This is a genomic window from Micromonospora sp. NPDC002411 (assembly GCF_053592955.1).
Genome location: NZ_JBSFBM010000211.1, coordinates 1 through 12116, shown reverse-complemented (window position 1 = coordinate 12116; position 12116 = coordinate 1). Strand labels below are relative to the sequence as shown.

The 12116-nt window shown below is 72.0% G+C and carries 11 protein-coding genes and 1 pseudogene; 6 read left to right on the top strand and 6 right to left on the bottom strand.

Features of this window, described 5'->3' with window-relative positions; translation table 11 throughout:
- The 3 genes and pseudogenes from ACWCO3_RS23025 to ACWCO3_RS23015 all read left to right on the top strand — a co-directional run.
- Window positions 1-152, top strand: a pseudogene (locus tag ACWCO3_RS23025) (SRPBCC family protein); the annotation flags it as partial.
- Window positions 153-304: 152 nt separating this feature from the next.
- Entirely contained in the window at window positions 305-1564 is a 1260-nt protein-coding gene (locus ACWCO3_RS23020; RefSeq protein ID WP_357935473.1) for an outer membrane protein assembly factor BamB family protein, read from the top strand.
- Between the two features lie 100 nt (window positions 1565-1664).
- Window positions 1665-2024 carry an LPXTG cell wall anchor domain-containing protein gene (locus ACWCO3_RS23015; protein ID WP_357935476.1) on the top strand — a complete coding sequence of 120 codons (360 nt, stop codon included), beginning with the start codon at window positions 1665-1667 and terminating at the stop codon, window positions 2022-2024.
- A 93-nt stretch (window positions 2025-2117) separates the two neighbouring features.
- Here the strand turns inward: ACWCO3_RS23015 and ACWCO3_RS23010 are convergent, their stop codons facing one another.
- The 6 genes from ACWCO3_RS23010 to hppD form a co-directional block, all read right to left on the bottom strand.
- The gene (locus ACWCO3_RS23010; RefSeq protein WP_450011945.1) at window positions 2118-3041 is read right to left on the bottom strand and encodes a hypothetical protein; all 924 of its coding nucleotides are present in this window, start codon (window positions 3039-3041) and stop codon (window positions 2118-2120) included.
- Window positions 3042-3165: 124 nt separating this feature from the next.
- Entirely contained in the window at window positions 3166-3720 is a 555-nt protein-coding gene (locus ACWCO3_RS23005) for a hypothetical protein (protein WP_244311534.1), read from the bottom strand.
- A gap of 138 nt (window positions 3721-3858) precedes the next feature.
- A complete protein-coding gene (gene hisC, locus ACWCO3_RS23000) occupies window positions 3859-4962 on the bottom strand; it encodes a histidinol-phosphate transaminase (protein WP_145778640.1) in 1104 nt (367 codons plus the stop codon).
- Entirely contained in the window at window positions 4959-5993 is a 1035-nt protein-coding gene (locus ACWCO3_RS22995; RefSeq protein WP_145778641.1) for an RDD family protein, read from the bottom strand. Before ACWCO3_RS22995 ends, hisC begins: the two co-directional genes overlap by 4 nt.
- A gap of 76 nt (window positions 5994-6069) precedes the next feature.
- Window positions 6070-6777, bottom strand: coding sequence for an RDD family protein (locus tag ACWCO3_RS22990; protein ID WP_450011942.1), 708 nt, complete (start codon window positions 6775-6777; stop codon window positions 6070-6072).
- An 11-nt stretch (window positions 6778-6788) separates the two neighbouring features.
- On the bottom strand, window positions 6789-7994 hold the full coding sequence (gene hppD, locus ACWCO3_RS22985; protein ID WP_145778643.1) for a 4-hydroxyphenylpyruvate dioxygenase: 1206 nt from the start codon (window positions 7992-7994) through the stop codon (window positions 6789-6791).
- A gap of 139 nt (window positions 7995-8133) precedes the next feature.
- Here hppD and ACWCO3_RS22980 point away from each other — a divergent pair, with 139 nt between their 5' ends.
- From ACWCO3_RS22980 to ACWCO3_RS22970, 3 genes are all read left to right on the top strand, one after another.
- Window positions 8134-8637 (top strand): Lrp/AsnC family transcriptional regulator, encoded by a 504-nt coding sequence (locus ACWCO3_RS22980; RefSeq protein ID WP_210817712.1) that lies wholly within the window; start codon window positions 8134-8136, stop codon window positions 8635-8637.
- A gap of 114 nt (window positions 8638-8751) precedes the next feature.
- Window positions 8752-10206, top strand: a complete 1455-nt coding sequence (locus ACWCO3_RS22975; RefSeq protein WP_450011938.1) for an outer membrane protein assembly factor BamB family protein — start codon at window positions 8752-8754, stop codon at window positions 10204-10206.
- A gap of 124 nt (window positions 10207-10330) precedes the next feature.
- Window positions 10331-11998, top strand: coding sequence for a fumarate hydratase (locus ACWCO3_RS22970; RefSeq protein WP_145778645.1), 1668 nt, complete (start codon window positions 10331-10333; stop codon window positions 11996-11998).
- The last annotated feature ends 118 nt before the right edge of the window (window positions 11999-12116 follow it).

Sequence of the window (12116 nt, the reverse complement as noted above, 5' to 3'; positions counted from 1 at the left end):
CCCAGGAAGCGGTGCCGATCGCCCCGTACGGCCGGGTGGTGGCTCTGTTGCTCGGTGGCCTCGCCGCGCGTGCGGTCGAGGTGGCGCTCCGGCGTGATCTCGCCGACCTGGCGGCGGCGGCCGGCGTCATCGGCTCGCTCGAAGCCGCCTGAGAGCCGACCGGGCCGAGGCAGCGCGGAGCTCAGCCCAGGGCCCGTTCTGACCGCTGACACCGTCCGGACCACACCGGGCGTGACCACTGTCGCTGCGACCTGAGCGGGGTGCGGCCGGTTCCGCTGGGTAGGGTGCCGGGCGGAGGTGCGGCATGGGGTTCCCGAGAGGCCGGCGACGGCTCGTGACGGTGGTCGCGGCGCTGCTCGCGACCGCGGCCGTCGCGGTCGTCGTCCACCGGGTGCTCGCGCCGGCGGAGGTGAGCACCGTGGCGAGGGGTGACTACCCGGCCCCGGCCCGGCCGCCCGCCGGAGTGATCGGCCGGCTTCCGGTCGCCCCGTTGATCGTGGACGCGAGGCTGCGGGTGTACGCCGCGCACCGTCAGGTCTACGCCGACCGGCCGGTCGACGGGCGGTACCGGACCAGCCCGTACTGGTCGTACCGGCGCTGGCCGGCGGAACTGACCGGGATCGTGGCCAGCGGCAGCACTGTGGTCAGCCGCTGGTCCGACGGCCAACTGGTCGCGCTCGACGCCCGGACCGGCGGGGTGCTCTGGAGAGCCGACGGTCCGAAGCCCGCCCCGACTTCCGCTGTGGTACGCCGTACCGGGGCGGCCACGGTCTGGGAGCCGCGCGGGCTCCGACTCGCCGACCTTCCGGACGGCCGGACGGTGCTGGTGGTCAGCGGGGACGCCCAGGCGCGCGGGGTCGAGGTGCGCGACGGTCGGGAGCTGTGGCGGGTAGACCTACCTGGCAGTTGTCGCAGCGATGTCGGGACCACCGCCGCCGGCCAGCTGATCGGTCTGGACAGGTGTGCAGGGCCGGCCACGATCGAGTTCCGGGACGCGCTGACCGGCGTGGTGCGCGAGCGTTGGCGACCGCCGGGTGGTTCCTCCGACGAGTTGGTGGTGACGCCGCTCGGCTGTCGTACCGGACAGTCGGACTGCCTGGCGCTGCGGACCGCCGGGCCGGGCGACGCGGGCGGCCGGGGTTGGCTGCTGGGTGCCGGCGCGCCGGTCGCTGCCCCCGCGCTGGATCCGGCCGGTGCCGTGCTGGTGGGTGAGCAGGCCGTCGTCGTCCTCGACGGGGTGGCGGTGGGGCGATCTGCGCGGACGGGCGCCGAACTGTGGCGGTCCGCGGACCTGGGCGCTGCCCGGGTGCTGGCCGCACAGCCTGGCCGGGTGCACCTGCTGACGGAGGTGAACGACCTGGTGACGCTGGACCCGGTGACGGGTGCCCAGCTGTCCCGCTTCCCGCTCAACGTGGGTTCGGACGGCACCGGCTGGGCCCCCGGGGCGGTGGCGGTGGCGGACGGTTACGTCGCTGTCGAACGACTCCGCAAGCCGGTCGATCCGGACGGTGACGATCAGCGCTACTACTACACCGGCGAGGCGTTGATCCTGGCCGCCACCTGATCGGGGCGTCTTCCGACCGGGGCGCTCGACCCGTTCATACCCTTTGTCCAGAAGGGGTATGTTTCTCATGGTTCACGTTTCCGTGGGAAGGGGTCGGCGCATGGGTAGGACAGCAGCCAGCTACCTCGTGGGAGGCGCGCTAGCCGCCACCGCGAGCCTCGCGCTGGCGGTCCCGCCGGTGCTGACCGCCGAACCCGCCTCGGCGCGCCTCGGCAGCGCCGTCCGGGCCGAACCGTCGGCCAACAAAGGCGTCACCTTCGAGATCCTGCCGGCGACCCCGACCCCGACGCCGACCTGGACGCCGCCCACTCCCACACCCACCACGCCGCAACCCAGCCCGAGCCACGGCGGGCACCTGCCGGTCACCGGTTCGGGCGGGTCGACCCTGTTGCTCGTCGGGCTGGGCGGAACCCTGCTGGTCGTCGGCTGGCTCGCTGCCCGCCGACGGCGGCCGGCGTGACGCAAGCCCGCCCGCTGCCAGCAGCGGGGTCGACGTCAGACGGACTGACGTAGCCGTCGGCGCCGGCCGTTGACGTGCACTCCGGCCAGAGTGTCAGCTGCCGGCCGAGATCCGCTCTCGCGGTCGACCGGCTGGAGGCCGACCGGACCGACGGGATCTGCGGGCCAGCACCGCGAGGCCGGTGACCAGCAGCAGGCCCGCGACGGCGGCCCCCACCGCCCAGACGGACGTGAGCCGGGACACGACACTGCCCTTCGTGCCGATCTGACCCGCGTCGGGGAACCGGATCTGCGCGGTGGCGCTCCCCTTCACCATGCCGCTCTCCAAGCTCACCTCCGCTTTCCAGGGCCCGTTGGGCAGCTCGACAGGGAACCGTGCGACGACCTGTCCGGAGGCGCCTGGTGCCAGCGTGACGCCCTGCCCGACCGCGAACGGTCCCGCCCGGCTGCCGGCCGGACCGTCGGTCAGGGTCACCGTGCCGGTCAGGTCCAGTGCGCGACCCCCGGTGTTGCGGACCTGGACGGTCACCGACGGCTCACCTGCCTCGCTGCGGGCCGGGCTTATCGCACCGATCGAGAAGTCGGAGGCGGGTTCGCCGCCAGGCCCGATGTCGAGATACATCCGTACTCCGACGCGGTGCACCTGGGCGATCTCGCTGGAGGCGCGGGGCGTGCTGGTGGTGGACGCCCAGAGCACCCCGTACCGTTCGCCCCGGGAGGCGGCAGGCGGCACGGTGATGGTCGCGCGGACCCGTGCCTCGGCCCGCGGTGCCAGCTCGACGGTGCGGTGGTCGACGGTGACCCAGGAGGTCAGCTCGTTCTCGGCGCGGCCCTCGCCGAAGCGGAACGCCGAGGCGTCCAGTGTGGCGGCCGCCGGGTACACGTCGACGCGACGGGACTCGTCGGTGCGGTTGACGATCAGCAGTTGCCGCTTGATGGTGGTGCCCGGCGGCAGGTGGTCGACGATGTAGCGCAGTGCGCGAGGGTCGGACCGGCGATCGGTAGGTGCTTCCAGCAACCGGATCCCGATCCTGTCGTCCGCCCCCGTACCCGGTTCGACCGCGCCGGCCCGGGTCGACAGACCCGGACCGGCGAGGCAGAACAGGGCGAGCGCAACCGTGATGGTCGACCGCCCCCGGGGGCTACGCCACCGAATGCGTCACCGTCCCGGTGTAGACGCCCGCGATGCTGTCCAGCGGGACGTTGACCACCAGGGTGGGGTTCCAGCTCGCGGTGTTGCCGCCGGTGCCACCGCTGTGGGTGAAGGCGACGAGCGGGGTGACGCTGGACAGCGGTGCGGCGTCGCCGGCGGTGAGCTGCCCCGGTGTGAAGGTGCCGGTGCCGGTGGTGGCTGTCGCCGGGCCGGACCAGTAGTCGATCTCCTCGGGGAGCACCGTCTCGGGCGGGGAGCTGGTGCCTGTCTGGAAGACCGTTGCCGTCACGGTGGCCACCCAGGACGCGTCGTCGGAGGCCCGGGAGTCGGTGACGGTCACCGTGCCGAGTTGGCCGGTGATGGTGCCACCGGGTGCGCCGGTGCCGAGGTCGGCGGCGGCCGGCGCGACGATGTCGAGCGTGCCGGCGAGAACCTCGAACGTGGTGTCGGTGGTGTCGGTGGGCGCGGCGACAGCCGGCGCGGCGAGGAATCCCACCATCGCCGCGGCGGCTGCCCCGGCAAGACAGATCTTGGCTTTGCGCACTGTGTTACCCCGTTTTCTCGAAGTGGGTCGGCGTGGTCCTCGGCACGTCCGACTACTTCGGAAGATAGGGCTTAAAGCACTCAAAAGCGGACAAATGTCTCGCCCGTCATCGTCTGGTCATAGATGACAGACCTGCGCTCAGGCCAACGCCGCCTCCGCAGCCGCCAGGAAAGCGTCGTTCTCCGCCGGGGTGCCGATGGTGACCCGGACGCCGTCGCCGGCGAACGGCCGCACGATCACGCCGCGCGCCTCGCACGCCTTACCGAACGCCACCGAACGGTCGGCCAGCGGCAGCCAGACGAAGTTGGCCTGGCTCGTCGGCACATCGGGCAGGAACTTGCGCAGCGCCTCGGTGACCCGGTCCCGCTCGGCGATGACCAGGGCGCACCGACGCTCCATCTCGGCAACCTGGGTCAACGCGGCGAGCGCCCCGGCCTGTGCGGCCGTACTGGTGGAGAACGGGGTAGCCACCTTGCGGATCGCGGCAGCCACCACCGGCTGGGCGACCAACCAGCCGATCCGCAACCCCGCCAGCCCCCACGCCTTCGACAGGGTGCGCAGCACCGCCACGTTCGGCCGGTCCAGGTAGTCGAGCCCGTCCGGCACCTCCGCGTCGGTGACGAACTCCCGGTACGCCTCGTCGATCACCACCAGCACGTCGTCCGGCACCGCGTCGAGGAACGCGTCCAGCTCCGCCCGGCGTACCGCGGTGCCGGTGGGGTTGTTCGGGTTGCAGACCAGGATCACCCGGGTCCGGTCGGTCACGGCCGCGGCCATCGCCGCCAGGTCGTGCCCGTGCCCGGCGTCGTTGGGCACCCGCACGCTGGTCGCGCCGCTGGTCGCCGCGATGATCGGGTACGCCTCGAAGGACCGCCAGGAGTAGAGCACCTCGTCCCCGGGCAGGCAGGTGGCCCGGACCAGGTGCTCGGCGAGCGCCACCGACCCGCAGCCGGTGGCGATCCGGTCGGCGTCCACGCCGTACCGCTCGGCCAGCGCGTCCCGCAGCGCGACCACGCCCATGTCCGGGTAGCGGTGAGAGGCCGTGATCGCCTCGGTGACCGCCTCCACCACACCCGGCAGCGGCCCGTACGGAACCTCGTTGCTGGCCAGTTTGATGGCCTCCGGAAGGCCCAACTCGCGAGCCAGGTCGGCGGGGCTGCGCCCAGGCACGTAGTTGGGCAACGCGTCCAGGTCGGCGCGGGTCAGCCGCAGGGCCGGCTGGTGACGTCCGGAGTCGGTCATGGGGTGTCTCCCGAGGGCTGGTTGCGGTCGTCCGAGGGGGCGGGACCGGGGCGGTAGGGGACCTCGACGACCACGGTCTGCGCGCGCTTGTCGTGCAGCGCCTGACGCAGGGGGTGGTCGAAGAGAGGAGAGAGGGAATCGACCAGTTGCAGCACCAGGCCGATCCCGGCGCAGTACCAGAGCAGCGTCGGTAGGCCCAGCGTGCTCCACCGGCTCAGTGCCCGGCCGAAGCCCAGCGGTTGGTCGGCAGCCGTCGGCACCGCCCGGATCCGCATCAACCGCTTGCCGAACGTCTGCCCACCGGAGGCCATGGAGGGCACCTCGTACGCCAGCCACAGCGCGGTGGCGATCAGCAGGATCACCACGAGGAGCATTTCGGCCTGCTCGCCGGGCATCGGCATGCCCTCGGCGGACGTGTCGTTACGCTCGGCGCGCCGGAGAAACTCCTGCCAGAACGGCGCCCACTCCTGCGCCAGGCGCCAGATGAACCAACCGTTGACCAGCACGTTCAGCGCGAGAATGAGACCGAAGTCGATCAGCCGGGCGGTGAGTCGGCGACCGTAACCGGCCAGCCTGTGCCCGTGCGGCCTCGGCTCGGGCGGCCGTCCGGGCCAGCCGGGGTGACCAGCCGGCGGCACCCAGCCGGGTTGACCGCCCGGAGGTGCCCAACCAGGCGGCCCGCCCTGCGGAACCCAACCGGGCGGGCCGGACTGTGGTCCCCAGCCCGGACCCTGTGCTGGTGGCGGGCCGTACCCGGGGCCCTGCCCCGGTGGTGGGCCGTAGCCCGGCTGTGGGCCGTACCCGGGAGGTGGGCCCTGGTGCGGCGGCCCGCCCGGTGCGACGGCTTCGGTGCCGGGGGCGGCCGGGCCGGAGGTCGGGGCCGCGGCCGGGGTGACCGGCTCGACCGGCGGAGGACCGTCCGGCGGGGTGGCGTCAACGGGAATGGGCGCGCCGAGCCAACCCTCGCCGTCCCAGTAGCGTCGGGTCTCGGTGTCGGCGGGGTCGACGTACCAGCCGGGTTGCACGCTCACGCCGTCACTCCGCTTCGCTGCGCGACGGCGCGAGGCGCCACGCCAATGGGCCTGCTGGTTCGCTCGCTGCGCTCGCTCACGTGGACACCTTAACGACGACGGTTCCGGCGAACTTGTCGTGGAGGCACTGCTGCCACGGCTTGTCCCAGAGCTGCCACAAACCGTCGGCGTAGCTGAGCCCTGGGACCAGTGGAGCGGCCAGGTGCTGCACCAGCCACCGCCGGCCAGCCATCCCCCGGTCCAGCGTCCGGGACGGGTCGAGCGGCACCACGCGCAGTTTCATGATCTTCTTGCCGAGCGTCTGACCGTCGCGCTTGAGGTACTCCACGTAGTAGAGCCAGTAGAGCCCGAGCATCAGCACGAAGAGCGCGAGCTGGAGCAGCAGGATCGGCAGGAAGAACTCGAGGAAGAAGCTGCCCGGGTCGGGCTCCACCAGGGTGCCGTCCGGGTTGGTCTGGTTCAACTCGCTGAGCATCCGCCACCAGAGGACGAAGAAGACCGGCAGGAAGAGGATCAACAGGACGGCAGTCGCCAACGCCGTGTCGATCAGCCAGGCCAGGAACCGGTCGCCGAAGCCGGCCAGCGGCTGACCGCTCGGGCTCAGCGGAGGCGGTGGCGGGCCGGGCGGCCCGGCGTACCACTGCGGCGGGGCGTACCCGGGTGGGGCGTACTGCGGCGGCGCGGCGTACCCCTGGGGGTGTGGTCCGGGCGGCGGCACGAAGCCGCCGGCGGCGGGCTGAGGCCCACCGGCCGGCGGCGTCGGGTACGACGGAGGCTGCGTCACGCTCGCAAGTGTTACAGGTTGCCGCGGGCTTCCTGCTCGCGCTCGATCGCCTGGAACAGCGCCTTGAAGTTGCCCTTGCCGAAGCCCAGCGAGCCGTGCCGCTCAATCAGCTCGAAGAAGACAGTGGGGCGGTCCTGCACCGGCTTGGTGAAGATCTGGAGCAGGTAGCCGTCCTCGTCCCGGTCGACCAGGATCTTGCGGGCCTTCAGCTCCTCGATCGGCACACGGACCTTGCCGATGCGCTCGCGCAGCTCCGGGTCGTCGTAGTACGAGTCCGGGGTCTCCAGGAACTCCACGCCGGCGGCGCGCATCGCGTCGACGCTGGCCAGGATGTCGTTGGTGGCGACGGCGATGTGCTGCGCGCCCGGGCCCTGGTAGAACTCCAGGTACTCGTCGATCTGCGACTTCTTGCGGGCGATCGCCGGCTCATTGAGCGGGAACTTCACCTTGCGGGTGCCGTTCGCGACGACCTTGCTCATCAGCGCCGAGTAGTCGGTGGCGATGTCGTCGCCGACGAACTCCGCCATGTTGGAGAAGCCCATCACCCGCTTGTAGAACTCGACCCACTCGTCCATCCGGCCCAGCTCCACGTTGCCGACCACGTGGTCGACGGCCTGGAAGAAGCGCTTCGGCTGGATGCCTGCGGCGATCATCGGCTGGCGGTCCACGATCGGGCCGCGGGCCACGAAGCCGGGCAGGAACGGCCCGGTGTAGCGGGACCTGTCGACCAGGGTGTGCCGGGTGTCGCCGTACGCGGCGATGGCTGCCATCCGGACCGTGCCGTGCTCGTCGGTCACCTCGTGCGGCTCGACGACGCTGGCGGCGCCCTGCGCGATGGCGTGCGCGTACGCGGCGTCCACGTCCGGGACCTCCAGCGCGATGTCGCTGACCCCGTCGCTGTGCTTCGCCACGTGCTCGGTGCCGTCGGCGTCCGGGCGCACCGCGCCGGTCAGCACGAAGCGGGCCGAGCCGCTGGTCAGCACGTACTGGGCGTGGTCCCGGTAGCCCTGCTCGGGGCCGCGGTACGCCACGCAGGTCATGCCGAACGCGGTGGAGTAGTAGTGGGCGGCCTGCTTGGCGTTGCCGACCAGGAAGTGCACGTGGTCGAGACCCCGGACCGGGAACGGGTCGTGGCTGATGTCGTGGTCGACAGCGCCGACGAGCCGGTCGACGTCGACGTCCTCGGTCGACTGGGGTCGGTCGATCGCCTGGGTCATGGTGGGCTCCCTCGCGTACCGGCCGGCCTCGTGGGCCGCCCTTGTCGGTTCTTGTGGCGAGGATCGCTGGCCCGGCACCGGCTGGGCAACTGTCGACGGAAGTGCTGGTCAGGTTGCGCATTCGGTATGGTCTTCACCCATGAATGGTGAGCAGAATGTACAGCTCGACGCACTCGACGTGCGCTTGATCGAACTGCTCGCCGAGGAGCCGCGGATCGGGGTGTTGGAGTGTTCCCGGCGGCTCGGGGTGGCCCGCGGCACCGTGCAGGCCCGGCTGGACAAACTGGTGGAGCGGCGGGTCATCGAGGGCTTCGGCCCCGAGATCGCACCGGCCGCGATCGGGTTCGGGGTGACCAGCTTCGTCACCCTCGAAATCAGCCAGCGGCACGGCCACGACCCGGTCACCGCCCACCTCGCCGCGATCCCCGAGGTGCTGGAGGCGCACACCATCACCGGCTCCAGCGACCTGCTCTGCCGGATCGTGGCCCGCTCCAACACCGACCTGCAACGGGTCATCGACCAGATCGTCTCGTCCGCCGGCATCACCCGCGCGTCGACAATCATCGCGCTGGCCGAGCAGATCCCCTATCGCACGCTGCCGCTGGTGCGCAGCGCCGTTCGGGCCGAGGGAAGGGCGCTTTAGGGCCCGCCGCAGGCCGGCCAGGGGCTTCGACACAGGCCCTAACACCTGTGTGCCCAGAAAGCGCGGCGACACGGCGGCGCGGGCGTACGGAAGATCCGCGATCGTGGCTACGGTGTGCGGGTGGCGAAGGGGAGCGTGCGCGGTGGGCTGCTGCTCGGCCTCGCCGTGGTCGTCGCCCTCGCCGCGACCGGCGTGTGGAACCCCTTCCCCGGTCTGTGGGAGTGGGTGGACCGCAGCGAACCCATCTCCGAGCCCGACGTGGTGTGGCAGCAACGGGTCGGCGGCACTCCGCGCAGCGTGACCATCGCCGGCGACGCCGTCGTGGTCGAGCAGCGCACCCGGGTCGAGGCCCGCAGCCTGGCCACCGGCACCCAGCTCTGGGAACGCAAGGCGGACTGGTCGGCGGTGGCCGGCGGTGACCGGGACCCGGTCGTCGCCGTGGGCAAGCTGCTGGTCAAGGGGTACGAGCTGCTCGACCCGTCCACCGGCGCGACCCGGCGACGCGACGACGACGCGGTGGCCGTGTGGACGTACCGCAACCTGCTTCTCGACGCCCGCTGCACCGACGCGACCGACTGCACCCTGAGCGCCTGGGACCCGCGCGGCACCGCGCCACTCTGGACGGCCTTCCTACCCGGGGTGCACAGCGGCCTGCTCGCCGACAACCCCGGCCTGCGCGGCACCCGCCGGCTCACCTCCACCCGGATCGACGAGGGGGTGGCCGGGGCGGAGACCGCGCCGCCCCTGCTCGGCTTCCCGGTGGACGGACGGGTGCACGTGGTCGACACCGCCACCGGCCGGGTGTTGCAGAACGTCGAGCCCGCCCGCGACGAGCGGCTGTCGGTGGTGGGCGGCCGGATGTTGCGGATCGCGGCCCGCTCGCAGGACGGCGCCTGCTACTTCGCCATTTCCGCCCGGGACCCGGCGACCGGCCAGGAGGCCTGGCAGCGGGCCGGGGTCAACCTGCGCACCGCCGACTCCGCCGGCTGCGTACAGCGGGAGGACCCGCAGGGCGCGCGGAACGTGCTGATCGGCGTGGGCCCGGACGGCCGCGAAGCGGTCATCGACGGGTACGACGGACGGCTGCTCTGGGTCGGTGAGTCGGGCACCAAGTTGATCGCTGTGGACGACCGTGTGGCGGTGTTCCGGGCTGCCGACAAGCGCTCGGTGATCGCCCGTGAGCTGGGCACCGACAAGGTGCTCTGGACGCGCCCCGCCAGTGGCAAGGCCGGTGCCGCGCTCACCCCGTACGCGGCGGTGGTCGCCGACGAGAAGCCGTCCCGGCTGGTCGCTGTGGACCCGCGCAGCGGCAAGGAGTTGGCCGCCCTGCGCACCTCGGCGAACGCCCTCGCGGTCGGCTCGCAGGGCATGATCGTCGGGGAGGGCCGGGAGATCGGGTACGTCCGGTTCGGCGCGGCCGGAGGCTCGCCTGCCCGACCGCCCGGCGACGGTGGGAATCCCCGCCCGGGTGGCACCGGACCCGGCTCCGGGCCCGGTGGGCCCAACAACGGCGACTGCGGGCCGAAGGGTGAGCTGTGCCCGGAGCCGGAGGGTGGCAAGGACGGCTGAGCGGGGATTCACCTGCTCCTCGGCGCGACGGCTGGGCGGCTGACGCGCGGCAGATGAGAGCGGCGTCCCAGGACGCGCCCGGCGGGTGGGAGTGATCGACCGGTCTGCCCTAGGCTTGCCGCTCATGAGCAGTGCCGCCGCATTCTCGTACGCCCCTCTGCTGCCGACCGGCCCGGACCAGACGGACTATCGCCTGGTCACCGACGAGGGTGTGGACGTCGTACACGGCCCGGGAGGCCGCCGGTTCCTGACCGTGGAGCCGGCCGCGCTCACCGCGCTGACCGCCGAGGCGATGCACGACATCGCGCACTTCCTGCGCCCTGCGCACCTGGCCCAGCTCCGGGCGATCATCGACGACCCGGCGGCCTCGCCGAACGACCGGTTCGTCGCGTTGGACCTGCTCCGCAACGCCAACATCGCCGCCGGTGGCGTGTTGCCGATGTGCCAGGACACCGGCACCGCGATCGTGATGGGTAAGCGTGGCCGGCACGTGCTGACCGACGGAGCTGACGCCGAGGCCATCTCCCGGGGCGTCTACCAGGCGTACACCAAGCTCAACCTGCGCTACTCCCAGCTCGCCCCGCTCACCATGTGGGACGAGCGGAACACCGGCAGCAACCTGCCGGCCCAGGTGGAGCTGTACGCGGAGGACCCGGACGGGCACCCGGACGCGTACAAGTTCCTGTTCATGGCCAAGGGCGGCGGGTCGGCCAACAAGTCGTACCTCTACCAGGAGACCAAGGCACTGCTCAACCCGACGAGGATGATGCAGTTCCTGGAGGAGAAGCTGCGGCTGATCGGCACCGCCGCCTGCCCGCCGTACCACCTGGCCATCGTCATCGGCGGCACCTCCGCCGAGTACGCGCTGAAGACCGCGAAGTACGCCAGCGCCAAGTACCTCGACGCGCTGCCAACGCAGGGCTCGATGAGCGCACACGGCTTCCGTGACCTGGAGCTTGAGGCTGAGGTGCTGGAGCTGACCCGCAACTTCGGCATCGGCGCGCAGTTCGGCGGCCGGTACTTCTGCCACGACGTGCGGGTGGTCAGGTTGCCCCGGCACGGCGCGTCCTGCCCGGTGGCGATCGCCGTCTCCTGTTCGGCGGATCGGCAGGCGGTCGCCAAGATCACCCCGTCGGGCGTGTGGCTGGAGCGCCTCGAAACCGACCCGGCGCGTTTCCTGCCCGACGTCACCGACGACTCGCTGGACGCAGAGCTGGTCGTACGGGTCGACCTCAACCGACCGATGGACGAGATCCGCGCCGAGCTGTCCAAGTACCCGGTGAAGACCCGGCTGTCACTGTCCGGCCCGCTCGTGGTGGCCCGGGACATCGCGCACGCCAAGATCGCGGAGCGGTTGGACGCCGGCGAGCCGATGCCGCAGTACCTGCGCGACCACGCGGTCTACTACGCCGGCCCGGCGAAGACCCCCGAGGGGTACGCGTCGGGCTCCTTCGGCCCGACCACCGCCGGGCGGATGGACGCCTACGTGGAGAAGTTCCAGGCCGCCGGTGGCTCCCAGGTGATGCTGGCCAAGGGCAACCGCTCCGGTCAGGTGACCCGCTCCTGCCAGCAGCACGGCGGCTTCTACCTCGGCTCGATCGGCGGCCCCGCCGCCCGCCTCGCTCAGGACTGCATCAAGCACGTCGAGGTCCTCGAATACGCGGAGCTGGGCATGGAGGCGGTCTGGAAGATCGAGGTGGAGGACTTCCCGGCCTTCATCGTGGTCGACGACAAGGGCAACGACTTCTTCGCCGAGGTCACCAAGCCGGTGCTCACCATCGGCCGCCACTGACCGACACGTACGCGAAGGGGCGCCGGGCGAACTCGCCCGGCGCCCCTTCTGTCGCCCGTGCACCACCGACATCGGTACGCCCGCCCCGCTGGGGTGGGACGGGCGCACCGCCCCCGTC